This window comes from Salinisphaera sp., from assembly GCF_035690525.1.
Lineage (GTDB): Bacteria > Pseudomonadota > Gammaproteobacteria > Nevskiales > Salinisphaeraceae > Salinisphaera.
This window is the reverse complement of sequence record NZ_DASSKM010000119.1, coordinates 1-25,412: the sequence shown is the minus strand read 5'-3', so window position 1 is coordinate 25,412 and position 25,412 is coordinate 1. Positions and strand designations below refer to the sequence as shown.

Genomic DNA, 25,412 nt, shown 5'->3' with positions numbered 1-25,412 from the left:
GGCGCGCCGGGCCTTCATTTCTATGCGCTCAACAAGGCCGAACCCACGGTATCGCTCTGGCACGACCTCAAGTTGCCCGGGCCGGCCGCACACAGCGTGGCTCACGCGTGAAGCACCCGGCCTTCATGGCCGGGTTTTAGGCTTGAAAGCCGGATAGAGCGCCGGGTCTAACCCTCGTCGTTGAGCATGTCGCGTAGTTGGTCGTTATAGCGCGCGGTCAGGCGGGCGAACTCGCGACGATCGTCCTCGGACCAGTTTTGGAAGCCTTCCTCGACCCGCTCCAGCCGACGCTCGCGCACTTGAACCGCCGCATCGCGCCCGGCTTCGGTGATGGTCACGAAGCCGCCGCGACGATCATCGGGATTGTTGTGCTTTTCGACCAGGCCCGCGTTTTTCATCGCTGCAACCTGACGTGTCACCGTGGACGCGTCCAGATTGACCTGATCGGCCAGAGCGCCGACGGACTGGCGGTCGTTGCGCTCGAGCAGGACCAACAGCAAATAATGCGCGCGCTCGAGCCCGTAATGAAAACGGCGTCGCAACGCCTCCATCCGGCGTACGAGAAAGGCCAATTCATATTCGAGCGCCTCCGCCGACGGACAAGTGACCGGCAGATGGTTGCCCAAGGAAGGGTCTTTCTGTTCGCAACGACGTTTCATCGGCTCAAGGTCCCTGTGCGCCTCGGTATGACTACGATAGGAATTCAGACTTGAGCATAGCTTAACCTGCACGATTATATTGAAAAACTATAGTCGTAGATTATCGTTGAAGGTTTTCCAATACGAGCCGTATGCGTGCCGCGCGACTCGAGAGAAGGAGATGAAATGCGCGCCTGTTTTCTTGATGCCGGCTCGGTCGGCGATCGCCTGGACTGGTCCCGGCTCGAAGCCGCCGTGGAGGATTGGCGGTGGTATCACGCCACCTCCGACGACCAAGTGCGTAAGCGCATCGCCGAGGTCGACGTGATCGTGACCAACAAGGTCGTGATCGACCGCCGCGCGCTCGAGGCCGCGCCGGATCTCAAACTGATCTGTCTGACCGCGACCGGTTATAACAATATCGATATCGAGGCGGCGGCCGAGCGCGGCATCCCGGTGATCAACGTCACCGGCTACGCCACGCCCGCGGTGTCCCAGCATGTGCTGGCCCTGATGCTGGCCTTCGCCACCCGCTGGCACGACTACGACGCCGCGGTCGCCGGCGGCGCCTGGCAACGATCCGAATTCTTCTGCATGCTCGATTATCCGATCGAAGAACTGGCGGGAGCGACGCTCGGCATCGTCGGCTACGGCGAACTGGGCGCCGCGGTCGCCGGCCTCGCCCGGGCCTTCGGCATGGACGTGCTCATCGCCGAGCGCCCCGGCGCAGAGAGCGTACGCGCGCGCCGTGTGGCTTTCGAGGATGTGCTCGCGCAAAGCGATTATCTCAGCCTGCACTGCCCGCTAACCGAGCGTACCCGCAACCTGATCGACCACAGCGCCCTGGCCCGCATGAAAAACACGGCGATCGTCATCAATACCGCGCGCGGCGGCGTGATCGATTCGGCCGCCCTGATTGATGCCCTGGAAAACGGCGCGATCGCCGGCGCGGCGGTCGATGTACTCGACCGCGAGCCACCGCGCGACGGCCACCCGCTGATCGACCGCAAGCCGGCCAATCTGATCATCACGCCGCATACCGCCTGGGCGAGTCGCGCCGCGCGCCAACGTTCGATCGACGCTGTGGCCGCCAATATCGCCGCCTTCCGTGCGGGCGACGATTCGGCGCGCATCAACCCTTGAAATTTGGCAACAAGACAGCCGGCGCGCCGGCTGTTTTCAACGCCTTGGCGAATCGGCCTTGCGCCAGATGAGCAATCGATTGTCGCTCGGCATCGTCAGCCGGGCGGCGCAAACCAGGCCGTGGTCCGCGGCCAGCGCGTCGAGCGCTTGGCGGGCGCGGACGCCCATGGCCGGATCGCGGGCGCGAAGCGCTCGATCGAACCCCAGATTGCCCTCCCCGGGCGTTTCGTCGGCGTCGAAAAACGGCCCGTACAGGCAGAACAGCCCGTGCGCGTTCAGATGAGCGCCGGCGCCGGCGAACAGCGCCGCCACCGCGGTCTCGCTCATGATATGGGCGACATTGGCGGCGAAAACGGCATCGAAACAAGCCGCCGGCCACGCGCCGCGCACGTCCAGCGCCAGCGGCGCGGGCAGGCGCGGGTCGCGGGCGCCGTCCACCAGCGCCGCGGTCAGACGCCGCAGATGCGCCGGCGCCTCGCTGGTCTGCCAGCGAACATGCGGCAGCCGCCGACGCGCATAACGGGCATGGGTGGCGTCGCCGGCGCCGATCTCGAGTACCGCGCGCGCATCGGCCAGCCACGTCACCAGCGCATCGAAGATGGGGCGCTTGTTGCGCTCGGCAGCCGAGGCATCTCCGATCCGGAGGTTCATCGCTTGCGGGCCAGCGTGAGACCGTCGCCGATCGGCAGAACCGAAATATCAACCCGCTCATCGATCGCGACGTGCCGGTTGAAGGCTCGCACGGCTTCAGTCTGATCGTCGCGGCAGTCCGGATCGGCCACCCGGGTATACCAGAGCGTGTTGTCGGCCATGATCAGCCCGCCCGGACGCACCAGCGCCAGACATCGCTCGTAGTAATCGATGTAGCGCGCCTTGTCGGCATCGATGAACGCGAAATCGTAGGCGCCGGCCATGCCGGCGGCGACCTCGCGGTTCAGTGTCTCCAGCGCGTCGCCTAGCCGGAGATCGATGCGATCGGCGAGTCCGGCCGAGGCCCAGTCGGCGGCCGCGCGCGCGGTGATCTCCGGATCGTGATCGCAAGCCAGGATGCGTCCGCGCGGGCCGATCGCCTCGGCCAGCCATAAGGTCGAATACCCGGCGTAGACCCCGACCTCGATACCGCGGCGCGCTTCGACCAGGGCCACCAACAGCGCCATGAGCTGTCCCTGGCGCGGGCTGACCTGGAGATGGGAGTGGCCCGCGGCCTCGGTCACGCGCCGATTGGCCGCCAGATGCGCCGGCTCGCGGCTGCCGATCCGGTCGATATAGGCGCGCAACCGCGAGTCGAGCGCTGCCGGTTCTGCCTCGTCTGTCATGCTGGCAGGATACGTCAAAGCCCGTGCGCAGGAGAATCGCCATGACGGGCGGCCATGCGTCAGTTCCGACCGCACAGCCGCGCTTTCGCCGAAGACGACGAACGCGCGCCCGGGTGGCGCGTGCTTCACCTCGGCGACGAGGCCACCATCGGCACGCGCGTGCATCGCCTGCACGAGCCGCCCGCTCGGGCCGAAAAACCGACCTAGTAGAATTACTTACCCGCGCCGGATAGGATTTTGACTGCCTTATCAGACCTTTGGGCAGGGAACAACGGCTTGACAAAAACACCAGCCGCCCTTTTTCCGCCTACCTGTACCCGTGCCGACGAGCTAAACGTTTGAGTGAAAACGCGAAAGCGCGGGCATTCACAAAACCTGTGGATAACTCTGTGGAAATACCCCGGTGCAACGCGCGTCGAGGGCGTGATTGCGGTGACTTAGGCAAACCGGCGAATTTGTAACCACTACGACACAAGCGTTCAAAGACAAAAACTTACGTAGCACCATCCGAATGCGCGATCGGGCTGAGGAAAACACTAGACCGAGATCGAATACGCGCCCCGGCGATTGTGCATAACGACGCGCCCCGGCCGGACCACGGCAGGCATCCGGCTCGCACCGTGTTCAGTCGGCCGCGCCGGGTCTCGCACCTTGTACGGCCAGCCCCTACACTGGCCGGCATGACGCATCCCAATATATTGATCCTCTCCGGCCACGACCCGAGCGGCGGCGCCGGCATGCAGGCCGATATCGAGGCGGTGGCCGCCAATAGCGGCCACGCGGCGTCGGTGATCACCGCCCTGACCCGCCAGGACACGCGCAACGCCTACGCCGTCCAGCCGGTGGACGACGACTTCTTCGCCGCCTGCATCGACACCCTGCTCGACGACATGAGCTTCGCCGCGATCAAGACCGGCGTGCTGGCGAGCGTCGGCCAGGTCGAAATCGTGGCCCGCCTGGTCGATCGTCTGGCCGAAGATTTGGCCGACGTGCCGCTGGTGGTCGATCCGGTGCTGGTGGCCGCCGGTGGCGGCGAACTGGCCGGCGATCCGGTCGGGCGGGCCCTGCGCGCGCGGTTGTTCGCCCGGGCACGCGTGATCACCCCGAACGCCGACGAGGCAAGGCGGCTGTGTGACGGCGAACCCGATATCGACCGCTGCGGCGCCGCGCTGGTCGAGACCGGCTGCCACGCCCTGATCACCGGCGGCGACGAAGATGGCGGCCAAGGTGACGACGACGTAATCAACCGCCTGTATGCGCCCGACGGCAGCATCCAAACCTATCGCTGGCCGCGTCTTACCGGCCGCTTCCACGGTTCGGGCTGTACCCTGGCGGCCAGTCTGGCGGCGCGGCTGGCGACTCGACAGCCGCTGCCCGAGGCGGTGGCCGGCGCCCAGGCTTATACATGGCGGACGCTGCAATCGGGCTTTCGCGCCGGCACCGGGCAATCGATTCCGGACCGCTGGCCAGGACGCGACCCGGAGCGCGACACATGAGCGGCGTGCGCGGCGTCTATGCCATCTACGACCGGGCCAGCCTGGCGCACGACCGGCTGGACGCGGTCGACGCCGTGCTCGGCGCCGGCGCGGTTTGGCTACAGTACCGCGACAAGCGCGACCGGGCGCCCGATCGCGGCCTGCTCGCCGAACTGGCCGCGCTCACGCGGGCGCACGACGCCCGGCTGATCGTCAACGACGACTGGCGCCTGGCCGTCGAGATCGGCGCCGACGGCGTGCATCTGGGCCAGACCGACGGCAGCGTCGCCCGGGCCCGCGCCGCGCTCGGCCCGAGCGCGATTATCGGCATCAGTTGCCAGGATCGGCTTTCGCGCGCGCGGGCGGGGTTGGCCGCCGGCGCCGGTTACGTCAGTTTCGGGCGCTTCTTTGCCTCGCGCACCAAGCCCGACGCGCCGCCGGCCGACCCCGCGGTGCTCGCCGCGGCGCGGCAATTCGGCGTGCCGGTGGTCGCCATCGGCGGCATCGACGCCGCCAACGCCGCCACCCTGATCGACGCCGGCGCCGATCTGGTCGCGGTCTCGGCCGGGCTGTTCGGGGCCGCCGATCCCGCGGCCGCGACGGCCGAACTCGCCGGGCTATTCGACGCGCGCGAATGCGCCGGCGCAGGCCGTCGCGGGCCGGGCGCCGAGCCCCTAAAGTAGTCGGGATATTCTTCGTTCGGAGTCAAAAATGAGCACGCAGCACGCCCACCCCGGCCCGCGTTCGGTCGAACTGTTCGATCGCGCCCGGCGCTTAATACCCGGCGGGGTCAACTCGCCGGCCCGTGCGTTCAACGGCGTGGGCGGCGGCGCGCCGGTGTTCATTGATCGGGCCCAGGGCGCGTGGATCACCGATGTCGACGGCAACGACTACGTCGACTATGTCGGCTCCTTCGGCCCGATGATTCTCGGCCACGCCGATCCGGCGGTGGTCGAGGCGGTCCGGCAACAGGCCGGCAAGGGCCTGTCGTTCGGCGCGCCCACCGGGCTCGAAATCGAACTCGCCGAGTTGATCAGCGCGATGGTCGACTCGATCGAATCGGTGCGCATGGTCAATTCCGGCACCGAGGCCGCGATGACCGCTATCCGCCTGGCGCGCGGCCACACCGGACGCAACAAGATCCTCAAGTTCGCCGGCAATTACCACGGCCATGTCGATGCGCTTCTGGTCAATGCCGGCTCCGGCGCGCTCACGCTCGGCATTCCCGGCTCGCCCGGCGTGCCGGCGTCGGTGGTCGAGGACACGCTGGTCGCCACCTATAACGATCTGGAATCGGTCAAGGTCGCGTTCGCCGAACACGGCGACGATATCGCCGCCGTCATGGTCGAGCCGGTGGCCGGCAACATGAACTGCGTGCCGCCGGTCGAAGGCTTTCTCGACGGCCTGCGCAGCCTTTGCGATGCGCACGGCGCGCTGCTCGTCTTCGACGAGGTGATGACCGGTTTCCGCGTGCATCCGGGCTGTGCTCAGGCGTATTTCGGCGTCACCCCGGACCTCACCGCGCTCGGCAAGATCGTGGGCGGCGGCATGCCGGTCGGCGCGGTCGGCGGGCCGGCCTCGGTGATGGAAAGCCTGGCGCCGAGCGGGCCGGTCTACCAGGCCGGCACCCTGTCCGGGCATCCGCTGGGCATGGCCGCGGGCATCGCCACCCTGAGCCAGATCCGCGACGGCTCGGTGCACGCGGCGATCGAGCCGAAGATCACGGCCCTGCGACAGGGCCTCGCCGAGCGCGCCGATAAACACGGCGTGCCCTTCATGACCCAGGCCGCGGGCGCGATGTTCGGCATGTTTTTCACGACTGCCGAGCGCGTGACGCGCTTCGACGAAGTCGCGGCCTGCGATCTGGATGCCTTCGCCCGCTTTTTCCACGGCATGCTCGACAACGGCGTCTATCTCGCGCCGGCCGCGTTCGAGGCCGCCTTCGTCTCGCGCGCCCACGACGACGCGGCCATCCAGGCGACGCTGGACGCGGCCGACAAGGCGTTCGCGGCCGTGGCCGCAAGCGCCCGGCGGCGATGCTAAAGTAGCGCCGCTAACGACGCCCCGCCGCGACGGGGCGCGTATTTCCTGTGCAACCGAACGGACACGAGACGCCGACCATCATGGCCAAGCCCGAAGCCCGTCGCCCGACCACCAAACTCAAGCAGCCCGGCTTCCTGACCCGGATGCGCGCCAGTTTGAACAAGGGCAACTCATGGCTCACCTATGATCTACGCAATCTGCTGCCGGGCGAAACCGTCGATCAGGATGCGCTCGACGAGTTGGAAACCCAATTGCTGTTGTCGGATGTCGGGGTCGACGCCACCAGTCAGGTCATGCACCGGCTGCAGACCCTCTACGACGGCGGCCGGCTGCGCACGTCCAAGGATCTCGGCAAGTCGCTGCGCGAACACCTGGGCAACATCCTCGCGCCCTGCGAGGCGCCGCTCGAGATCGCCGACGATGTTCAGCCTTATGTGATCCTCATGGTCGGCGTGAACGGGGTGGGCAAGACCACGACCATCGGTAAACTGTCCAAGAAGCTTCAGGATGCCGGCAAGTCGGTGATGCTGGCCGCCGGCGATACCTTTCGCGCGGCCGCGGTCGAACAACTCGCCGACTGGGGCGAGCGCAACAACGTGCCGGTGGTCTCCCAGGGCAGCGGCGCCGACGCCGCTTCGGTCGTCTATGACGCCTATTCGCGCGCCAAGGCACGCGGCATCGACGTGCTCATCGCCGACACCGCCGGGCGTTTGCACACGCAAGGCCACCTGATGGAGGAGCTCAAGAAGATCAAGCGCGTGCTGGGCAAGCACAACGCCGACGCGCCGCACGAGATCATGCTGGTGGTCGACGCCACCACCGGCGGCAACGCATTACAGCAGGCAGTGGCTTTTAACGACGCGGTCGGCGTCACCGGCATCACCGTGACCAAGCTCGACGGCTCGGCCGCCGGCGGCGTGGTGTTCGCCATCTGCCAGAAGCTCGGATTGCCGCTGCGCTTCATCGGCGTCGGCGAAACGGTCGCCGATCTGGGCGTGTTCGAATCCGAACACTTCATGGATGCGCTGTTCGATCGCGGCCGCTAGACGGACCGCGCGCGCCGGCTTGCCAAAGCCGCGAGCCTGGCCGAGGATTGCGCCACGTCCGACAGTCTCTCTCCGATGACCGACATCGTCGCCTTCGACAACGTGGTCAAGCGCTATCCCGGCGGCAAACTCGCCCTGGATCGCGTCTCGTTGCGCTTGGCGCGCGGCGAAATGGCCTTTCTCACCGGCCATTCCGGCGCCGGCAAGTCGACGCTGATGAAGCTGATCGGGCTGATCGAACGCCCGACCCGCGGCCGGGTCGTGATCAATGGCACCGATCTGGCGAAGGTGCGGCGGGCCCATATTCCGCGCTATCGCCAGCGCGTGGGCCTGATCTTTCAGAACTACAACCTGCTTTACGACCGCACGGTGTTCGACAACGTCGCGCTGCCGCTGGTCATCCGCGGCATCGCCCATACCGGGATCGCGCGCCGCGTGCGGGCCGCGCTGGATACGGTGGGCCTGTTGTCGCACGAGAACAAATTCCCGATCACCCTGTCCGGCGGCGAGCAACAGCGTGTGGGCATCGCCCGGGCAGTGGTCAATCGGCCGCATCTGCTGTTGGCCGATGAGCCGACCGGCAACCTCGACCCGGACCTCTCGGCCGATATCATGCGCTTGTTCACCCGGCTCAACGAAACCGGCACCAGCGTCATGATCGCGACCCACGCCGTCGATCTGGTCGAGCATATGGGCTATCGCCGGATCGCGCTCGATCACGGCCATCTGGAGGCCGGCTGAGCATGGCCGAGACGCCCTCGAGCAGCGATTCGCGCGCCCGCGGCGGCCCGGCCTCGCGCGCGCCCGGCCGCGGCCGGGTCGCCGGCTGGGCAGTCTCGCACGCCCGCTGTCTGCTGGAAAGCCTCGGCCGGCTGCATCGCCGCTGGCTGGCCAGCCTGCTCACCGTGGGGGTCATCGGTATCGCACTGGCGCTGCCTGGCGGCTTGTACGTACTGGTCAAAAACCTCGATACGTTGTCCTCAAGCTGGCACCAGTCGGTGCGTATCTCGCTGTATCTAAAGCAGGATATCTTGGCCGACGAGGGACAGCACCTGGCCGATGAACTGGCCGACGAAGCGGGTATTTCAGCCACCCGGTTCATCCCGGCCGACGAGGGTCTGCGCCAGTTCAAGCAGGCGAGCAGCTTCGACGCCGCGCTCGACGCGCTGGGCTCGAATCCACTGCCCGGCGTGATCGAGGTCACGCCCGAGGCCGAACTGCCGGCGGCGGCGGTCGGGCAGTTGGTCGATCGTCTGGGCGATCGCGACGAGGTCGATCACGCCGCCCTCGATCAAGCCTGGCTGCGCCGACTCACCGCTATTCTCGATCTGATTTCGCGGGGCGCTTGGGTGATCGGCGCGCTGCTATCGGCGGCGGTGGTGTTCATCGTCGGTAACACGATCCGCCTGGACATCGAGAACCGGCGCCAGGAGATCGAGGTGATGAAGCTGCTCGGCGCCAGCAACGCCTTCATCCGGCGCCCGTTTCTCTACAGCGGCGCCTGGTACGGTCTGCTCGGCGCGAGCATGGCGCTCGTGGTGCTCGGCTGCTGCTATCTGGCGCTCGGTGGTCCGCTGGCCACGCTGACCGCATCCTACGACGGCGGACTGGGGCTGCGGGGGCTGGATTTTTCCGAGGGTTGCCTGCTGCTGGCGATCGGCATCGCGCTCGGCTGGCTCGGCTGCGCGATCACAGTCAATCGGCGCCTGACGGCGATCGAGCCGCGGTAAGGCGGAACCCTGGGAAAGGATCGGGGTCTTAGCACATAATGGATAATTGCGCACTGGCCGGGCCCGAATTTGCTAAAATACGGGTATCTGCCATTGGCCCAAGGAGCCTGTATTCATGGCCAACGACATCTCTCTTTCCCCGACGAAGATGAATCTGCCGACGCTGTCATCGGCCAGCATCGAAGCCTATCTTCAGGCGGTATCGAACATTCCCGTTCTCGATCAAGACGATGAGCAACAGCTTGCGCGTCGTCTGCGCGACGAAGGCGATATTCAAGCCGCCCAGAAGCTGATTCTTTCGAACCTGCGTTTCGTGGTGCATGTCGCCCGCGGCTACTCCGGCTACGGCCTGCCGCTGGCCGATCTGGTCCAGGAGGGCAACATCGGCCTGATGAAGGCGGTCAAGCGTTTCGACCCCGATGTCGGCGTACGCCTGATCTCGTTCGCCGTGCACTGGATCCGCGCCGAGATTCACGAATATATCCTGCGCAACTGGCGCATCGTGAAAGTGGCCACGACCAAGGCCCAGCGCAAACTGTTCTTCAATCTGCGCAGTTCCAAGAAGCGTCTCGGCTGGATGAACAACGCCGAGGTCCAGGCCGTGGCCGGCGATCTCGGCGTCAAGCCGGAAACCGTGCTGCAGATGGAGCGTCGTCTGTCCGGCGGCGATCAATCGTTCAACGCCCTGCCCGGTACCGGCGGCGAGGAAACGACCTACGCGCCCGAGGATTATCTGTCTTCGGACGATGGCGACGATCCGGCCGCCGACATCGAAAACGACAACTGGCAAACCTACCAGCACGCCAATCTCGAGCGGGCCATGATCGGCCTCGACGAGCGTAGCCGCGATATTCTCGAATCGCGCTGGCTGCGCGAGGAGGGCAAGATCGGTTTGCAGGAACTCGGCGACAAATACCGGGTCTCGGCCGAGCGCATCCGCCAACTCGAGGTCGCCGCGATCAAGAAACTGCGGGGCTCGATGGCTGCCGCCTGAAGTTATCACCTGATCCGCCCGTTTCGCGCTTATCGGTTCCATCGACCCGCGACGCCGGCGTTTGCTCAAGTCCACGCTCGCTTGGGCAGGCGCCGGCTGTCTATCCGGCCTGCCGAACTGGGCCCGGGCCGCCGGGAATCCCCTGTCCGGCGGCCGGCCGTTTTCTTTCGATCGTTTGATTGCGCATGCCCGCGAACTGGCGGCGCTGCCCTATATTCCGCGTCAACCGCGCCATGCGGACCTGCTCGATTCGCTGGGCTACGAGACGTTCATGGGCATTCGGACCCGGGACGGGCACCAGCTCTGGGAAGGCACGGCCCGCCCATTCATTATGGGGTTCTTTCATCTCGACAACGGCGCGCGGACGCCGGTCGATATCAATATCGTGGCCGACGGGCGCGCCACGCGGCTGGCCTACGACCCCCATATGTTCGTTTATCCCGAGCCGGGCTTGGCGCAACGGCTGCCCCCGGATCTCGGCTATGCCGGCTTTCGTCTATACGATGCCCGCACCGATTACCGGGAATGGCTGGCTTTCAAGGGCGCGAGCTATTTTCGTAGCCCCGGCACCGAAAACCAGTACGGCATGTCGGCCCGCGGCGTATCCGTCAATACCGGCGAGCCCGAGCCGGAATCGTTTCCGGACTTCACCCGCTTCTGGATCGAACGGCCGGCGCCGGGCGACGACGAGATCACGATCTGGGCCTTGCTCGAAGGCGAACATTTAACCGGCGCCTATCGCATGCGTTGCCGCCGTCCGGGCGACGTGATCATGGATATTCAAACCCGGCTGTTTCAACGCAAGGCGATCGACCGACTCGGCATCGCGCCGCTGACCAGTATGTTCTGGTTTTCACAAATCAACGCCCGCCGCGGCCGTGACTGGCGCCCGGAAGTTCACGATAGCGACGGACTGGCGATCGCCACCGGCGCGGGCGAGCGAATCTGGCGCGTCTTGAACAATCCGCCACGTCCCGATATCAGCCTGTTCGCCGACCGCGACCCGCGCGGGTTCGGCCTGCTCCAGCGCGATCGCAACTTCGATCATTATCAGGATTCGGCGGTCTCCTTCGAGCGCCGCCCGGGCACCTGGGTCGAGCCGGCCGGCGGCTGGGGCGACGGGCGGGTCGCGTTATTCGCGTTTCCCACGAGCAAGGAAATCTACGACAACATCAACGCGTTCTGGATTCCCTCGAAAGCGGCGACGGCGAACGCGCGCTGGGCATTCGATTATCGGTTGTCCTGGACCGACGACCCACCCTTTCCCGCCGATCTGGCGCAAGTGGTCACCACCCGCACCGGCCGCGCGGGCGATCCGGGCAGCTACGCCGAGCGGAAACCGACCGACCGTAAGTTCGTGATCGATTTCGTGGGCGGGCCGATCGGTCGGACACCGCCGGGCGACGATATCGTCATCGACGCCGGCGCCAGCTTCGGTCGTATCGACAACCCCTACGTGATCGCCATCGGCTCCGGAGAGCGCGGCTGGCGGGTTTTCATCGACTGGGTCGGCGAAGTCCCGCCCGATCGGCAGGCCGCGGTTTTGCGTTGTCGCCTGCGGCGCGGCGACACCGTGCTGACCGAAACCTGGGTCAACTCGTATTACCCGCAGCCGATGCCGGGCGGATAGCGCGCGGCCGCTGGCCCCTGCTGACCATTCAGACCTCGGGCGCCCCGCCGTCGGGCGCGGCGCCATCGTTATTGTCGGCGTCGCGGACGCGCTCGCGGCCGACCCGCTTCGGGGTTTTACGGGCGCCGGTGAACTTGCGCTTGACGCTTTCGTCGATCGAGCGAATATGCAGATCCTGTTGCGGAAACACGATTTCCACACCATGCGCGTTGAACGAGTCGTGGATACGCCGATACAGCGCATGCTGCAGCGGCAGCAGGTTATAAAGGTCGTGATAGAAGACACGGGCTTCGAACAGCATCGAGCTGTCACCGTAACCGACCATGAATACCGAGGGCGCCGGGTTGTCGAGCGCCACCGGCTCGGCGCGGATCGCTTCGTAAATCAGTTTCTCGACCCGGTCGGCGTCCGAATCCAGCGATACGCCCACCTTGATGATCAAACGCGTGATGTCGTCGGTTAGGGTCCAGTTGATCACGGTCTCGGTGATGAAGGTCTTGTTCGGGATCACCACCTCTTTATTATCCCAGTCGGTGACGGTGGTGGCACGAATACGAATACGCGAAACCGTCCCGGTGAGCGTACCCACGGTGACGGTATCGCCCACGCGCACCGGCCGCTCGAACAGGATCACCAGGCCGGAGACGAAATTGGCGAAGATCTCTTGCAGGCCGAAACCCAGACCCACGCCCACGGCTGCGATCAGCCACTGGATCGACGACCAATGCAGGCCGATCAGGTTCACCGCCACCAACAGGCCGAAGATCACGATCGCGTACTGGAACAGGGTCGCCATGGCGTAACGACTGCCGGCGTCCATCGAGAATCGGCGCAACACCGTAATCTCGAGAAAACCCGGCAGGTTGCGGCCCGCGAGCGCGGTGACCACCCCGACCGCGATCGCCAGCAGTAGCGCGCCGAGCGTGACGCTCGTGACCTCGGTCTGGCCGTCGACGCGGGAGGCGTACTGCCAGAGATTGATGTTGTCGAGCAGCTGCAAGGCCGGCAGCGTGCCGGACCAGATCAGCAACAGGCCGCCGGCGATCAGCAGCGTGATCACGACCTTGATCAGACCGCGCGTCTGCTCGCTGATCTGGACCAGATCGATCTCAAGACTGTCCAGCGTGTCGGGTGCGCTGTCGCCGGCCACGGCGGCGGCCTCGCGCGATGCGCGCGCCTCGCGGGCCTCTTCGCGCTTGCGCAGCGCGCGCGCCAGCGCCAACCGCCGCTCGACCACGGTCAGCCAGCGCACGATCAGGCTATAGGCGATCACCGCGCCGCCGAGCATGGCGATCGAGTAGAAGAACCGCGTCTGCAATTGCAGCGCCGTGTAGTAGTAGCCGAAACCGGCGAGCCCGCACAGGCCGAGCGGTATGCCGGTCGTCAGCGGCAGCCACAGATAGCCCAGCCGCCAGGGGCTGTCGTTCTCGGGCGTCATGACGTCCGCCAGCGCGCCGCGGGTCGGGTGCAGAACGCGCCAGGCGAACACCGCGATCGACAGTTCGCCGAACATGAAAGCCGCGCGGCCCAACGTTTCGCGCTTGGCGTCGTCGTCAAAGGCTTCGGTCATGCCGATGATCACCACCGGCACGATCAGCACGGCCAACAGCCACCGAATATGGCGGTGTAGGCCGCGCCGGGCGCTGCCAGGCCACTGGAAATGCCGGTCCGCCAGGCCGTAGGTCCGGCACAGATTCGCGAACGGCTCGATGAAGGCCCAGAGAAAGCCGAGTTGGAACGCGGCCGCGGCCACCGCCTGCGTGAACGGCGAGACGTCCGGCGCGTGGCGCATCAGGTAGGCGACCAGAAAAAAGATCAGAACACTCGGCAACGACAGCAACAGAGTGATGGCCGTGGCCCGCAGCGTCAGCCAAACGGTATCGTGGCTGACATTGCCGACCGGCTCGCCGAGCTTGCGCAGCTTGTGCCGCATCGGCCGACGGATGACGATCAGCAGCACGATCACCAGTGCGCCGACGCCGGCCCGGACCGGGCGCGCGATCACACCGGCGACCAGATCCGACATCGCCTGTTGCCAACTGCGCGGATTGAACAGCCACGGCAAATCCACGGCCACCCGGCCCGGCCAATCGAGATGAATCGCATGGAACGACGGCAACCAGAACAGGCGCTCGTCGAGTAGGCGATTGAACGACGACAGCGTGTCCCGGTACTGCTGCGACAGCCCCTTCAAGTCGCGCCCGACGTCCACGTAGCGACCCTCGGCCTCGATCAACATGGCCACGATCGAACGTCGCTGTTCGAGTAGGCTGATCAGCGACTCGCGCTGACCCCGGCTGAGTTCGACCCCCGCCTGTGCGGCCAGCCGGTCCACCATGGCGCCGGGGTTGTCGAGCTCCGCGCGATCTTGTTGCAACTGGAATCGCTGCAGTTCAGCCGCTGAAATATCAGGCTGATCCAAGGCGTTCAATCCGGACAGAAAAGATAGGCCCGGATTGACCAGGCGCCGCCGCTGGTCGCGCAGCACATCGCCGAGCGCGACCGAGCCGCCGCCGATCTCGAGTTGACGCCGGACCAAATTCAGGCGCCGCTCCAGGCTGTCGACCCGTTCGCGTTGCTCGTTCCGGCGCGCGCTCAGTTTCTGGGTGTCCTGGGTGATTTCGGCAAGCTCGTGGGTCAGCTTCACGTTGCGCTGCGCGGCCTGGGTGATCGGCGCCAGCGAACTGCGCAGCTCGCTGAGCTTGTTCTCGCTCTGCGCCTGCAGCGACTGGGCCGAGTCTTTCTGCTGCCGGCTGAGCGCAAGCTGCACGCGCGCCAACGACTCGTTGAGCCGCGCCACCGTGGCCTCGGCCAGCGAGCGACGCGCTTCAAGCAGGCGCTCATGGCTGTCCAGCCCGGACAGCGCCTGCTGCAGGCGCTCGATCTGGGCTCTGAGCGCATCCTGGCGGGCCGCGCTCAACGCGCTTCGGGCCCGGGCGCGCACACTGCTTTTTTGGCCCAGATCGGTGGGGTTGTCGGTGGGTAGCGACTGTAGTTTGTTGCGCGCATCGGCCAACGACTGGCGCACCATCTCCGGCCGCTGCGCGGCCTGGGTCAGCTTGTCGCGCAGATCGGACAACTCGGCCTGCGCGTCGGACAAAGCCGTGCGTAGCTTATCGGCGCGCGCGGACAGCGCGTCCAGCGACAAATCGACGAGTTCGTTCAGCGCGGGCGGCTTGGCCAGATGGGTCAGCGCATCGCGCGCCTGTTCGATCCGCCGCGGCGCCTCGGCCGCTTTCCGGCGTAGCTCGTCGGCCTGCTTGCGATCGGCCTGGGCCGACTGCAAGGCCGAAACCGCGTGCTGATAGCTGTCGATCGCGTGTTCGCGCTCGCCGTCGGCCAGATCCTTACGCGCCTTGAGCGCCTCGATCTGCGTCTTGAGATGCTGGATTTCGGCCGCGTAGTCGACCGTCTCGGCGCCGGTCTCGGCAGCGGTTGCGTACGGGGCGAACAACAGCGCGCCGACCGGGATCGCCCAGAATAGAAACAAGGATAGAAACAAGAACAGGAATACGACCGCCCGCTCCGACGGCTCCTGCCTTGCGGCCTGTAACCATAAACGACGGCGATGCAACACAGCCCGATCGACCCGCTCAGCCCGACTTGAAGCCGGCTAGTTTACGACCTGTTGCACACGCGGGCGATAGGAAAAATGACAAAACCGCGGTGTCAGCGGCTCTTGTCGGCCTGACGCCGCGCGCGGGCATCGTCGATGATCTGGAAAACGTCGGTGCCGAACTCGCCGATTTCGCGATTCAGCCCGCGCAGCAGGTCATAGATCGATTCCTCGGCGCGCAAGTCGCGCGAGCGCGTGGCGATGGGCAGCCGCGAACTCCGGCGCCGGCGGCTCGACAGATATTCGCCCACCAGCCGGTGGCAGTTTTCCAAGCGAACCACCGCCGAATCGACGGTCGACTCGGCCGAATCCTTGACTGTTTCTAGCAGCTTGAGCATAGATCGTCGACGCCGGACGCGTTGCGTTCGAGCTTAGAGCGTTTGCGCCCGTCAGACAACGGATCGCCGCCACACGCTTTTGAGTGGCTTGTCGGCCGCGCTTGCCGCGATGCACAATGACGGCCCCGTGGCGATCCGGCACCGGCATACCGCGACATGGGGTTTTGCCGCCGAATCTGTTACAACCACGCGCATGGCTCGCCCTACTTCAAGCTCCCCCGCCTCGAATCGCACCCCGCCACGCCGCGGCGAAGCGCGCGGCGCGCTGATGGCGGCCGCGCTCGAACTGGTGGCCAGCGAAAGCAATTTCTCGGCGCTGTCGTTGCGCCGCATCGCGCGCCGTGCGGGCGTGGTGCCCACCGCTTTCTATCGTCATTTTCAGGATATGGATGCGCTGGGCATGGCGCTGGTCGAGGATACGTTCGGCGAGCTGCGGCGCATGCTGCGCGACGCCGACCTGCCCTCCATGCCGATCGCAGGGCTGACACGGTATTCGGTGCAGCTGTTCGCTCTGCATGTTCGCGATCACCGGCTGCTGTTCCAGTTTCTTATCAAGGAACGTTATGCCGGCAGCGCGGCCCTGCGCGGTGCGATACAGGATCATATCGGTGCATTGATCGGCGAGCTGGCGCACGATCTCGCGCAGTTCGATGAGTTCGCCCGGATCGATATCGACGATCTGCACATGATCGCGGAACTGGTGGTCAATGCCGTGATCGCGGTGTCCGAGCGTATTCTGGACACGGTCCCCGACGCGGCGGAGGACGAGGCGCTGATGCTACGGGCCGAAAAACAGTTGCGATTGATCTTCCTGGGCGTCGGCCGCTGGGACAGCCGGGTCTCGCGCGGCGCGGCAGGCGCCGCCAACGCGAACACGCTCGCGCGCGAAGGCTATTGATAGGGCGACAAAACAGCTCTAACTTTCAGCACATCGACACCTGTTGTAAGAAAAAACAGTCCGCAAATAGACGCACAAATTCGCGTAGCTCGGATTATGCGCTGCGCTAATCCGCCCTACATGTAAGGGCGGTTTAAATTGCCGGATTAATAATCTGCGTCATCTGCGCAATCTGCGGTTAATGGCTTAAAAAAATCTACACCTTAGTCTGGCAGCTAAGGCGGCGCACCACCGGCCGTCGGCGTTTGATCCTGCAACCGAGTTTGGACCCGTTGCACGATCTCCGGCACCAGCGACAGCCCCCACCGGGCTCCCAAATCCATCGTTTCGGCCATCAACTCGGGCGAGGTGGCGACCAGTTTCTGGCCCAGCGGCGACCGGTAGAACTGCACCAACTGACTGAGCTCGATCAGGTTGAAGTGCTTTTCGTAGACCGGCGCCAGTACCGAATACAGCGCGTCGCCGTTCTCGATGTGTTCGGAAACCACCGCCCGTGTTTGCCGCTGGATCACGCCCATCGTCCGCGGCTTGAGCGCGGGCCCGAACATTGAGATCGCGCCGGAAACGCGATTGATGAGCTCCTGTGAGAACAGCGCCTGGACTTGCGGCGTATCGGTCAGATTGACCAGCGTCCGGATGAGCTGTTCCTTACTCCGATCGATATCGGCGGCGTTCGCGGGCTCGACCGCGTACGAACCGTCGTCGCCGGGTGCGCTCGACGATGCCGCCCATGCCGCGCCCGATGCGGCGAGGCTTACGACCAAGGCCAAAGCCAAGCCCGAAATCAGGCCCGGGATCAACGCCGGCGTGCCGGCCCGGTTCAAGCGTTCGCGGCGATTACGCCGCCTGTGCGGGGCCCACGTTGTCATGGAAGTTGCGCCCTTCGGTGGTCGCGGCGATCACGCCGCTGCGGATCACGAAATCACCAAAATGCTCGCCGTCCTCGCGTTCGGCGCTAAAGCGCTCGATCAACGGGGTCAGCTCGGCGAGAATTTCGTCCTCGCCGATATTCTCGCGATAAAGCTTATTCATACGTGAACCGTCGAAGGCCGCGCCAAGATACAGATTGTACTTGCCGGGCGCCTTGCCGACGAAACCGATCTCGCCGAGATACGGCCGGGCGCAGCCGTTCGGGCAGCCGGTCATACGGATGACGATCGGCTCGTCTTCCAGCCCCGCATCGGCCATTATATTCTCGAGCTTGGCGATCAGGCTCGGCAGATAGCGCTCGGACTCGGCCATGGCGAGCCCGCAGGTCGGAAATGCCACGCAAGACATCGACGCATACTTGAGCGGCGCGCGCTCGCGGCCGTCATCCAGATCGTAGTGCGCGACCAGTTCCTCGATCGCCGCCCTGTCGGCGTCGGCGATGTCCGCGATGATCACGTTGTGATTGCAGGTCAGCCTGATCGCGCCCTTGTGGATCTTGGCGAGCTCGCGCAGCGCCGTCATCAATTTATGGCCCGGGCGGCCGCGGTATTGACCGTAATGCGCCAGTCCCCGGTCGTCGAAATCGGCGATGCGGCCGTTCTCGACGAACAGGGTGAGCTGCCAGTTGCCGTCGTCCGACTGCGTCCAACCCAGCGGGTCGCCGTTGCGCTCGAAACGATAGTCGCGGGCCGGCTCGAGCTTGATGTCGCCGCGCTCGGCCAATTGATCGTGGATGAAGTCGATGCCGTGGTCGTCGATCGTGTACTTGAACCGGGCATGCTTACGGTCTTTGCGGTCGCCGTAGTCGCGCTGGATGGTGACCAGCGTCTCGACCGCGGCGAGTACGTGTTCGAGGTCGACAAAGCCAATCACCGTGGCCAGCCTCGGATAAGTTTCCGGCTCGCCGTGGGTCATCCCCATGCCGCCACCGATCGCCACATTGAAGCCGGCCAGTTCGCCGTCTTCGACAATCGCGATCAGGCCGATATCGTTGGCGAACACGTCGATATCGTTTTCCGGCGGAATGGCGATCGCGACCTTGAACTTGCGCGGCAGATAGGACTCGCCGTAAAGCGGCTCGGTTTCGGGCGCGTCGGAAGGCTCGGCGTCGAGCCAAAGCTCGTCGTAGGCCCGTGACTGCCAGCGCAGATGGCGGCTGATCCGGTGCGACCAGTCATAGACCGCCGCGTGCAGATCCGAGCGCTGCGGATTCGTGTTGGCGATGACATTGCGGTTATCGTCACCGCAGCCGCCACGGGTATCGAGACCCACCCGATCGAGCGCCTGCAACAGCGGCTTGAGGTTTTGCTTTGGGATGCCGTGGAACTGAAACGTCTGCCGGGTGGTGATCCGCAGCGTGCCGTTGCCGTAACGCTTGGCAATGTCGTCAACGGCCAGCCACTGCTCGGGCGTGAGCACGCCCGCCGGCAGGCGCATACGCACCATGAACTGGTAGTGCGGCTCCAGCTTGGCGGCTTTGCGCTCGGCGCGGACATCGCGGTCGTCCTGCTGATAGAAGCCGTGGAACTTGGTGAGCTGGGTATCGTCCTCGGAGATCGCGGCGGTCAACTCGTCGGCGAGACCTTCGGCGATGGTGCCGCGCAGATGATTGCTCTCGAGCTTGATATGTTCGACGGGAGAAAGATTCTTGGTGTCGCTCATGGCGGTCACTCGCTGTGGAATCGGCGCTTGCGCGGGACGTCGGCCATCATGAGCCGATCAATAGACATCACGCTGGTAGCGCTTTTCCTTCTGCAAATTCTTCAGATAGCCGGCAGCGCCTTCGGCGTCCAGCTTGCCATTTTCGGCGATGATGTCGAGCAGCGCATCATGCACATCCGCCGCCATGGCGTTGGCGTCGCCGCAGACATAAATTGTGGCACCGGATTCGATCCAGTCAAACAGCTCGGCGCCGGCTTCGCGCAGCTTGTGCTGAACATAAACCTTGTCGGCCTGATCGCGCGAAAACGCGACGTCCATGCGCGTCAGCAGACCGTCGTTGCGCCAGCGCAGCCAATCGGTCTGATAATAGAAGTCGGTGCGGAAATGCTGGGCGCCGAAGAACACCCAGTTTCTGCCGGTGGCGTCGCGTTCCGCGCGTTCTTCCATAAACGCACGGAACGGCGCGATGCCGGTGCCCGGCCCGATCATGATGATCGGCGCGTCGTCGGCCGGCAGCTTGAAGTTCTTGTTATGGTCGATATAAATCGGCAGCTTGGCGTCTTCGCTACGATCCGCCAACTGAACCGAGGCCACGCCGTGCCGGTCGCGCCCGTGCGTCTGATAGCGCACCGCGGCCACGGTGAGATGGATCTCGTCCGGGTTGGCCGCATGGCTGGAAGCGATCGAATACAGCCGCGGCGGCAATTTGCGTAGCAGACGCACGAAATCCGCGCCGGTGATATCGGCGATCGGATAGTCCTCGACCAGATCGATGATGAAGCGGCCGTCGATATACTCGGCCAGTTGCGCGCGCGCGTCCTCGCTCAACAGCGCGTTAAGCTGGTCGTTGCCCGCGCGCTCGGCGTACTTCTCGATGAACGGTCGGGTAAGCGTGGTGATTTCGTACTGGTGCGTCAGGGCATGCGCGAGGCTGACCTCGCCGTCCAGACCCGTTACCTCGTCGTCGGCGCGCGCGCCCAGCGCGCCGATCAGATCATCGACCATCTGCGGGTCGTTCGAAGGAATAATACCCAGCGAATCCCCGGGCTCCCAGGTCAGCCCGGACTCCTCGGTATCGAGCTCGATATGGTGGACTTCCTTGTCCGAGCCGCGCCCGTTGAGCACGGCATTGGTCAAGAGTTCCGCCTGATAAGGGTTCTTGCGGCTCCACTGGCTCGCCGCCGGCTGTTCGGCGGTGCCCGGCAAAGCGGTGACGTTGGCATGGCCGGCCTCGGCCTCGCCGGCGCCCAGTTCATCCTTGAAGCGCGCGACCACATCGCCGATCCAGGCTTCGGCGGCGTCGTCGAAGTCCACATCCAGATCCTTGCGCTCAACCACGCGGGTCGCGCCGAGCTTTTCCAACTGGGCGTCGAAGTCGCGGCCGGTCTGGCAGAAATGCTCGTAACTGGAATCGCCGAAGGCCAGCACCGAGAATTTCAGGCCGTCTAGCTTCGGCGCTTTCTTGCCGTAGATGAACTCGTGCAACTCCTCGGCGTTGTCGGGTGGGTCGCCCTCGCCGTGCGTGGACACACAGATGACGACGTTCTTTTCTTTCTTCAGGTCGCGCGGCTTATAGTCGAGCATGTCGATCGCCTTCGCGGACAGCCCCTCGGCTTCGGCGCGGGCCACCAACTGCTCGGCGATATCCTCGGCGTTGCCGGTCTGCGAGCCGTAGAGCACGGTCAGCGGCTCGGCCGGAGCCGCCGCCGGAGCGCTGGCCTCGGGGCGCACCACCTCGCCCATGCTGGCGTGGGCGTTCAGCCCCGCCAGATAACCGCTGATCCAGGTCGTCTGGGCCGGGCTCAAGCTCTGGATAAGCGACGTCAGCTGGGCGGCCTGCTCGGCGCTCAGCGGGCTGCTGTGTTCGTCGATGGTCACTGGACTGATTGCCATTTTGAATCATGCGAAACCAGGAACGGATGCAAAGGCTATCGCGATCGCGTCAAAATTAAAACCTTTGTTTTTTTATTTTTATATAACCATTAAATATTTTCGCGGCACGCGCCACCCACTTGGAGTGCTTAAGCCGTACGCGCTGCGTCATACCCTTGCCGGAGCGGCTCTGCTAGGCTACCCGCCATGCGTGCGCTTGTTCTGCTGTGCCTGCCCGTGTTGCTGCTGACCGGTTGTGTCACGGCGCCACCCGGCAACCCGTCCAATTTATGCAGCATTTTCAAGGAGAAACACGACTGGTATGAGGACGCCGACGATGCCTTCGAGCGTTGGGGTGCGCCGATCCCGGTTCAGATGTCGATCATTTATCAGGAATCCCGCTACGTCGGCGACGCCCAGCCACCGCGCAACCATCTGTTCTGGATCATTCCCTGGACCCATATCAGTTCGGCCTATGGCTACACCCAGGCGTTGGATTCGACCTGGGACCAATACAAGTCCGATACCGGCCACCCATTCGCCGATCGCGACGATTTCGGTGACGCCACCGATTTCGTCGGCTGGTATGTCGACCAGAGCCACCGGATTCTGGGGATTTCGAAAGCCGACGCCTACAGCCAGTACTTAGCCTACTACCTGGGGGCCGGCGGCTATCGTCGGGGCGCCTACCGCGGCAAGCCCTGGTTGGTGCGCACGGCGCATCGCGTGCAAAGCCGCGCCAATCGCTACGGCCGGCAGCTGGCCGGCTGCCGCGCCGAACTCGAACACCCCGGGCACTGGTGGTGGCCGTTCTAGAAAATGCCTACAAGCCGGAAAATATTGGAGAGCCGGTGATCACCGGCATGTAGTGATCGACCAGCAGCGCGGTGAAAAGCGCCATCAGGTAAACGATCGAATAGCCGAAAGTCTTCATGCCGAGCCCCGGCTTCGGCCGCCATTTCAGACGCGCGGCGTAGACCAGGAACCAGCCCGACAGCGCGACCGCGGCCACCAGATACAGCCAGCCGCTCATGCCGGAAAAGAACGGCAGCAGCGATACCGCGAACAGGATTACCGTATAGATCAGGATCTGGGTGCGGGTGTGCTCGATGCCGTGGGTGACCGGCAGCATCGGGATATCGACTTCCGCGTATTCCTTGGCGCGATCGATCGCCAGCGCCCAGAAATGCGGCGGCGTCCAGATGAAGATGATCAGGAACAGGATCAACGAATTCGTGGTCACCGAACCGGTGACCGCCGCCCAGCCCAAAACCGGGGGCGCGGCGCCGGCCGCGCCGCCGATCACGATGTTCTGCGGCGTGGCGCGCTTGAGATACAGGGTATAGATGCCGGCATAGCCGACCAGTGCGAACAGCGTCAGCCAGGCCGTCAGCGCATTGACCAGCGTGAGCAGGATCGCCATGCCGGCCACGCCGATGGCGAACGCGAAGATCGCCGACCGGCGTGTATCCAGGTGGCCGGTCACCAGCGGGCGCTTGCGCGTGCGCTTCATGCGCGCGTCGGCCTGTACATCGATCATCTGGTTGACCGCCGCGGCCGAAGCCGCCATCAACCCGATACCGAGCGTACCGAACACCAGCGCGCCGATCGGCACCATGCCGGGCGTGGCCAGAAACATGCCCACAATCGCGGTGAATACGATCAACAGCACGACCCGCGGCTTGCACAGCTCGTAGTAGTCCGTGATCCGCTGCGACAGCGTCGGCTGGTAAACGGCGGAAGAAGAGCTAGGCATGATCGCGCGCGCTCCGGGCTTCTGAATGAATGGCGGCCAGCTTCAATGATAACAAGGCGATCGACACGCTACCGGCGACCGGCCGGCTTCACGCCCGGCGTTTGCTATTGACCACGACCAAGATGATAACCGCGACCAGCGCCATCAGGAACCACTGCGAAGCATAGATATAGTGCGCCCACGGCCGCAGCCCGATCGGATCTTCGCGCCAGTCGCGCACAAAACCGCCGGGCGCTGAAGGGTCGAGCAGCAGCAGACCGTCGGCCACCGGCGCGGCGTACTGGCAGCGCACCGTCGCCGTGTCCGGATAGTTGAGCGCGCGCGGCCAGCCCGACAGGCCGCACTGGCGCGCATCGCCGAAACGCAGGCTCGGTTGCGGAAAATCGCGCCAGTAACCCCGGATGCGCACCGCTCCCGTGGGCGCGGCGGGGTCCGGCTTGGCCGCGCTGCGACCGTCGGTTTTTGGCACCCAGCCGCGATCGACCATGATGCGCACGCCCGAGTCCAGAACCAACGGCGTCCAGACCCGATAGCCGGTACGCGTGCCTTCGACCTGGTCGGACAACAATAACTGGTGCGCTGTGTCGTAGTGGCCGCGCGCGATATAGCGATAGCCGCGCCGCGCTCCGCGGCCGGCCTTCAGATCGGCTGGCGTGATCCGCAACGGCTGCGGCCCGGCGGCCTCGGCGGCCCGATGCGCCGCGACCAGCCGCTGTTTATAGTGCGCGCGCTCGATTTGCCAGACGCCGAGCGCCGACAGCACGATTACGCCCACGATCGTGAGGGCGACGCCCCACCACGGCGGCACGAAACGAAACGACCCGATCTGCATGGGCGGCTATTGTGCCTCAAGCGGCCGCGCGTTAGGGCCGCGCGCCGTCGCCGAGCCAGGCGGCCGGCTCGATCGCGTGTTCGGCCGGCGGATCGATCGGCACTTGCGCCACACACGGCCCGGGCATCGCTTGTTCGAGCCAGGCCAGATTCTCCGCCAGCCGCGGCTGGCGCGGCGGCAGCGTATTGGCGACCCAGCCGGCGAACGTCGTGGTGGCGGCGATCGCGCGGGCGCTCAGCATGGCGTGGTTCACGCAGCCGAGCCGCATGCCGACAACCAGAAGCACCGGCCAATCGTGCGCGCTCGCCCAACCGGCAAAATCCCAGTTCGAATCCCAGTCCGCGCCGAGCGGCACATGCCAGCCGCCCGCGCCCTCGACCACCACCCAGTCGGCGTCTGCGGCCAGCCGGGCGTGGCCGGCATCGAGCACGGCGCGCTCGATACGCACACCGGCATCGGCGGCCGCGATATGCGGCGCGATCGCCGGCTCGAAGGCATAGGGATTGATCGCTTCGTAGGCGAAGCCGGGCGAGCCGGCCGCGGCCAGCGCCAGCGCATCCTCGTTACGCAGGCCTGCGGGCGTCGTCTCGCAGCCGCTGGCGACCGGCTTGTAGCCGACCGCGACATGCCCCGCCGCAACCAAGCCGCGCAGCACGGCGGTGGCGATCCGGGTCTTGCCGATCTCGGTATCGGTCCCGGTGACGAACAGCGTGCGCGCGGTCATATCGTTCTCAGGTCGTGTTCACGGCTGTCGGCGGCGGTCTGCATCTCTTGCCAGGCCGCGCCGAGCGCGGCGATCAGGCCATCCACATTCGACGCGGAATGCGCCGCGCTCAGGGTGATGCGCAGGCGCGAGGTGCCCGGCGCGACCGTCGGCGGCCGGATCGCGCCGACCAGGTAGCCCCGGGCCAACAAGGCATCGCTCAGCGCGAGCGCGGCGCGTTCGTCGCCGACGATCACCGGTTGGATCGGGCTGTCCGAGGCCGCGACCGTTATTCCGGCCGCTTTCGCGCCGGCCTTGAAACGCGCGACCAGTTCATGCAGACGGGCCTGATGTTCCGGCTCGTCGCGGATGATCGCGATGCCGCGCCGGGCCGCCGCCACCACCGCGGCCGGCATGGCGGTGGAGAAGATCAGCGAGCGCGCGGTCTGCAGAATCGCTTCGATCACGTCTCCGTCGCCGGCCACGAAGGCGCCGGCCGCGCCGACCGACTTGCCGAGCGTCGCGGTCAGCACGGGCACGGCCGCGCTGTCCAGCCCCGCTTCGGCCACCCGCCCCGCGCCGTCGCGCCCGAATACGCCGAGCCCGTGGGCATCGTCGACCATGAGCCAGGCATCGTGCGCGGCCGCCGCGTCGGCGAGCGCCGCCAGCGGCGCGCTATCGCCGTCCATGGAGAACACCGCGTCGGTGACCAGAAGACGATGGCCGCCGTCTATTTCGGCGAGCATTGCCTCGGCCGCCGCGGCATCGCCGTGGGTATAGATATGCTTGG

24 protein-coding genes are annotated in these 25,412 nt (G+C 65.5%); 12 read left to right on the top strand and 12 right to left on the bottom strand.

Translation table 11 applies throughout. The features are described 5' to 3' along the window. Window positions 1–167: 167 nt before the first annotated feature. Window positions 168–659, bottom strand: coding sequence for a MarR family winged helix-turn-helix transcriptional regulator (locus VFJ08_RS08940; protein ID WP_324996851.1), 492 nt, complete (start codon window positions 657–659; stop codon window positions 168–170). A gap of 165 nt (window positions 660–824) precedes the next feature. On the opposite strand from VFJ08_RS08940, the gene VFJ08_RS08935 reads away from it, so the two are divergent. Next, a complete protein-coding gene (locus VFJ08_RS08935; protein ID WP_324996850.1) occupies window positions 825–1,781 on the top strand; it encodes a D-2-hydroxyacid dehydrogenase in 957 nt (318 codons plus the stop codon). A 36-nt stretch (window positions 1,782–1,817) separates the two neighbouring features. Here VFJ08_RS08935 and VFJ08_RS08930 read toward each other — a convergent pair whose 3' ends face one another. Together VFJ08_RS08930 and VFJ08_RS08925 are read right to left on the bottom strand one after the other, a co-directional pair. Beyond that, the gene (locus VFJ08_RS08930; RefSeq protein WP_324996849.1) at window positions 1,818–2,432 is read right to left on the bottom strand and encodes a DUF938 domain-containing protein; all 615 of its coding nucleotides are present in this window, start codon (window positions 2,430–2,432) and stop codon (window positions 1,818–1,820) included. Next, window positions 2,429–3,097 carry an O-methyltransferase gene (locus VFJ08_RS08925; RefSeq protein WP_324996848.1) on the bottom strand — a complete coding sequence of 223 codons (669 nt, stop codon included), beginning with the start codon at window positions 3,095–3,097 and terminating at the stop codon, window positions 2,429–2,431. The genes VFJ08_RS08930 and VFJ08_RS08925 overlap by 4 nt, the downstream gene beginning before the upstream one ends. A 54-nt stretch (window positions 3,098–3,151) precedes the next feature. Here VFJ08_RS08925 and VFJ08_RS08920 point away from each other — a divergent pair, with 54 nt between their 5' ends. From VFJ08_RS08920 to VFJ08_RS08880, 9 genes are all read left to right on the top strand, one after another. Then, window positions 3,152–3,304, top strand: a complete 153-nt coding sequence (locus tag VFJ08_RS08920; RefSeq protein WP_324996847.1) for a hypothetical protein — start codon at window positions 3,152–3,154, stop codon at window positions 3,302–3,304. A 473-nt stretch (window positions 3,305–3,777) separates the two neighbouring features. After that, complete coding sequence (gene thiD, locus VFJ08_RS08915) at window positions 3,778–4,593, top strand: bifunctional hydroxymethylpyrimidine kinase/phosphomethylpyrimidine kinase (RefSeq protein ID WP_324996846.1); 816 nt, start codon at window positions 3,778–3,780, stop codon at window positions 4,591–4,593. Next, window positions 4,590–5,255 (top strand): thiamine phosphate synthase, encoded by a 666-nt coding sequence (gene thiE, locus VFJ08_RS08910; RefSeq protein ID WP_324996845.1) that lies wholly within the window; start codon window positions 4,590–4,592, stop codon window positions 5,253–5,255. The genes thiD and thiE overlap by 4 nt, the downstream gene beginning before the upstream one ends. Before the next feature lie 28 nt (window positions 5,256–5,283). After that, entirely contained in the window at window positions 5,284–6,615 is a 1,332-nt protein-coding gene (gene hemL, locus VFJ08_RS08905; RefSeq protein ID WP_324996844.1) for a glutamate-1-semialdehyde 2,1-aminomutase, read from the top strand. Between the two features lie 80 nt (window positions 6,616–6,695). After that, window positions 6,696–7,661 (top strand): signal recognition particle-docking protein FtsY, encoded by a 966-nt coding sequence (ftsY, locus tag VFJ08_RS08900; RefSeq protein ID WP_324996843.1) that lies wholly within the window; start codon window positions 6,696–6,698, stop codon window positions 7,659–7,661. A gap of 75 nt (window positions 7,662–7,736) precedes the next feature. Beyond that, window positions 7,737–8,402 (top strand): cell division ATP-binding protein FtsE, encoded by a 666-nt coding sequence (gene ftsE / locus VFJ08_RS08895; RefSeq protein ID WP_349256981.1) that lies wholly within the window; start codon window positions 7,737–7,739, stop codon window positions 8,400–8,402. A gap of 2 nt (window positions 8,403–8,404) precedes the next feature. Continuing rightward, a complete protein-coding gene (ftsX, locus tag VFJ08_RS08890; RefSeq protein WP_324996842.1) occupies window positions 8,405–9,391 on the top strand; it encodes a permease-like cell division protein FtsX in 987 nt (328 codons plus the stop codon). A 115-nt stretch (window positions 9,392–9,506) separates the two neighbouring features. Beyond that, window positions 9,507–10,385, top strand: a complete 879-nt coding sequence (rpoH, locus tag VFJ08_RS08885) for an RNA polymerase sigma factor RpoH (RefSeq protein WP_349256980.1) — start codon at window positions 9,507–9,509, stop codon at window positions 10,383–10,385. 61 nt (window positions 10,386–10,446) lie between these two features. Next, entirely contained in the window at window positions 10,447–12,015 is a 1,569-nt protein-coding gene (locus VFJ08_RS08880; RefSeq protein WP_324996841.1) for a glucan biosynthesis protein, read from the top strand. A 28-nt stretch (window positions 12,016–12,043) separates the two neighbouring features. Here the strand turns inward: VFJ08_RS08880 and VFJ08_RS08875 are convergent, their stop codons facing one another. After that, complete coding sequence (locus VFJ08_RS08875; protein ID WP_324996840.1) at window positions 12,044–15,517, bottom strand: mechanosensitive ion channel domain-containing protein; 3,474 nt, start codon at window positions 15,515–15,517, stop codon at window positions 12,044–12,046. 167 nt (window positions 15,518–15,684) lie between these two features. Next, on the bottom strand, window positions 15,685–15,969 hold the full coding sequence (locus VFJ08_RS08870) for a hypothetical protein (RefSeq protein WP_324996839.1): 285 nt from the start codon (window positions 15,967–15,969) through the stop codon (window positions 15,685–15,687). Window positions 15,970–16,237: 268 nt separating this feature from the next. On the opposite strand from VFJ08_RS08870, the gene VFJ08_RS08865 reads away from it, so the two are divergent. Next, a complete protein-coding gene (locus VFJ08_RS08865; protein WP_324996838.1) occupies window positions 16,238–16,867 on the top strand; it encodes a TetR family transcriptional regulator in 630 nt (209 codons plus the stop codon). A gap of 215 nt (window positions 16,868–17,082) precedes the next feature. Here the strand turns inward: VFJ08_RS08865 and VFJ08_RS08860 are convergent, their stop codons facing one another. Genes VFJ08_RS08860 through VFJ08_RS08850 form a run of 3 tightly spaced genes read right to left on the bottom strand, consistent with a single transcriptional unit; the run spans window position 17,083 to window position 21,352 of the window. Beyond that, window positions 17,083–17,736 (bottom strand): DUF2059 domain-containing protein, encoded by a 654-nt coding sequence (locus VFJ08_RS08860; RefSeq protein ID WP_324996837.1) that lies wholly within the window; start codon window positions 17,734–17,736, stop codon window positions 17,083–17,085. Continuing rightward, the gene (gene cysI / locus VFJ08_RS08855) at window positions 17,705–19,459 is read right to left on the bottom strand and encodes an assimilatory sulfite reductase (NADPH) hemoprotein subunit (protein ID WP_324996836.1); all 1,755 of its coding nucleotides are present in this window, start codon (window positions 19,457–19,459) and stop codon (window positions 17,705–17,707) included. Before cysI ends, VFJ08_RS08860 begins: the two co-directional genes overlap by 32 nt. Before the next feature lie 57 nt (window positions 19,460–19,516). Then, window positions 19,517–21,352, bottom strand: coding sequence for an assimilatory sulfite reductase (NADPH) flavoprotein subunit (locus VFJ08_RS08850; RefSeq protein WP_324996835.1), 1,836 nt, complete (start codon window positions 21,350–21,352; stop codon window positions 19,517–19,519). Between the two features lie 186 nt (window positions 21,353–21,538). Between VFJ08_RS08850 and VFJ08_RS08845 the strand changes: the two genes are divergently transcribed. After that, window positions 21,539–22,147 (top strand): hypothetical protein, encoded by a 609-nt coding sequence (locus VFJ08_RS08845; protein WP_324996834.1) that lies wholly within the window; start codon window positions 21,539–21,541, stop codon window positions 22,145–22,147. Between the two features lie 7 nt (window positions 22,148–22,154). Here VFJ08_RS08845 and cyoE read toward each other — a convergent pair whose 3' ends face one another. The 4 genes from cyoE to VFJ08_RS08825 form a co-directional block, all read right to left on the bottom strand. After that, window positions 22,155–23,087 carry a heme o synthase gene (gene cyoE, locus VFJ08_RS08840; RefSeq protein WP_324996833.1) on the bottom strand — a complete coding sequence of 311 codons (933 nt, stop codon included), beginning with the start codon at window positions 23,085–23,087 and terminating at the stop codon, window positions 22,155–22,157. An 88-nt stretch (window positions 23,088–23,175) separates the two neighbouring features. Beyond that, window positions 23,176–23,919: an SURF1 family protein gene (locus VFJ08_RS08835; RefSeq protein ID WP_324996832.1), complete on the bottom strand. Its 744-nt coding sequence runs from the start codon at window positions 23,917–23,919 to the stop codon at window positions 23,176–23,178. A 31-nt stretch (window positions 23,920–23,950) separates the two neighbouring features. Then, window positions 23,951–24,643 (bottom strand): dethiobiotin synthase, encoded by a 693-nt coding sequence (gene bioD, locus VFJ08_RS08830; protein WP_324996831.1) that lies wholly within the window; start codon window positions 24,641–24,643, stop codon window positions 23,951–23,953. Then, the coding region (locus VFJ08_RS08825) for an aminotransferase class I/II-fold pyridoxal phosphate-dependent enzyme (protein WP_324996830.1) at window positions 24,640–25,412 on the bottom strand (773 nt) is incomplete at its 5' end. The genes bioD and VFJ08_RS08825, both read right to left, overlap by 4 nt.

Coding starts and splice junctions, on each gene's coding strand:
- VFJ08_RS08940 (WP_324996851.1), bottom strand. CDS start 659: ATGAAACGTCGTTGCGAACAGAAAGACCCTTCCTTGGGCAACCATCTG.
- VFJ08_RS08935 (WP_324996850.1), top strand. CDS start 825: ATGCGCGCCTGTTTTCTTGATGCCGGCTCGGTCGGCGATCGCCTGGAC.
- VFJ08_RS08930 (WP_324996849.1), bottom strand. CDS start 2,432: ATGAACCTCCGGATCGGAGATGCCTCGGCTGCCGAGCGCAACAAGCGC.
- VFJ08_RS08925 (WP_324996848.1), bottom strand. CDS start 3,097: ATGACAGACGAGGCAGAACCGGCAGCGCTCGACTCGCGGTTGCGCGCC.
- VFJ08_RS08920 (WP_324996847.1), top strand. CDS start 3,152: ATGCGTCAGTTCCGACCGCACAGCCGCGCTTTCGCCGAAGACGACGAA.
- thiD (WP_324996846.1), top strand. CDS start 3,778: ATGACGCATCCCAATATATTGATCCTCTCCGGCCACGACCCGAGCGGC.
- thiE (WP_324996845.1), top strand. CDS start 4,590: ATGAGCGGCGTGCGCGGCGTCTATGCCATCTACGACCGGGCCAGCCTG.
- hemL (WP_324996844.1), top strand. CDS start 5,284: ATGAGCACGCAGCACGCCCACCCCGGCCCGCGTTCGGTCGAACTGTTC.
- ftsY (WP_324996843.1), top strand. CDS start 6,696: ATGGCCAAGCCCGAAGCCCGTCGCCCGACCACCAAACTCAAGCAGCCC.
- ftsE (WP_349256981.1), top strand. CDS start 7,737: ATGACCGACATCGTCGCCTTCGACAACGTGGTCAAGCGCTATCCCGGC.
- ftsX (WP_324996842.1), top strand. CDS start 8,405: ATGGCCGAGACGCCCTCGAGCAGCGATTCGCGCGCCCGCGGCGGCCCG.
- rpoH (WP_349256980.1), top strand. CDS start 9,507: ATGGCCAACGACATCTCTCTTTCCCCGACGAAGATGAATCTGCCGACG.
- VFJ08_RS08870 (WP_324996839.1), bottom strand. CDS start 15,969: ATGCTCAAGCTGCTAGAAACAGTCAAGGATTCGGCCGAGTCGACCGTC.
- VFJ08_RS08865 (WP_324996838.1), top strand. CDS start 16,238: ATGGCGGCCGCGCTCGAACTGGTGGCCAGCGAAAGCAATTTCTCGGCG.
- VFJ08_RS08860 (WP_324996837.1), bottom strand. CDS start 17,736: ATGACAACGTGGGCCCCGCACAGGCGGCGTAATCGCCGCGAACGCTTG.
- cysI (WP_324996836.1), bottom strand. CDS start 19,459: ATGAGCGACACCAAGAATCTTTCTCCCGTCGAACATATCAAGCTCGAG.
- VFJ08_RS08850 (WP_324996835.1), bottom strand. CDS start 21,352: ATGGCAATCAGTCCAGTGACCATCGACGAACACAGCAGCCCGCTGAGC.
- VFJ08_RS08845 (WP_324996834.1), top strand. CDS start 21,539: ATGCGTGCGCTTGTTCTGCTGTGCCTGCCCGTGTTGCTGCTGACCGGT.
- cyoE (WP_324996833.1), bottom strand. CDS start 23,087: ATGCCTAGCTCTTCTTCCGCCGTTTACCAGCCGACGCTGTCGCAGCGG.
- VFJ08_RS08835 (WP_324996832.1), bottom strand. CDS start 23,919: ATGCAGATCGGGTCGTTTCGTTTCGTGCCGCCGTGGTGGGGCGTCGCC.
- bioD (WP_324996831.1), bottom strand. CDS start 24,643: ATGACCGCGCGCACGCTGTTCGTCACCGGGACCGATACCGAGATCGGC.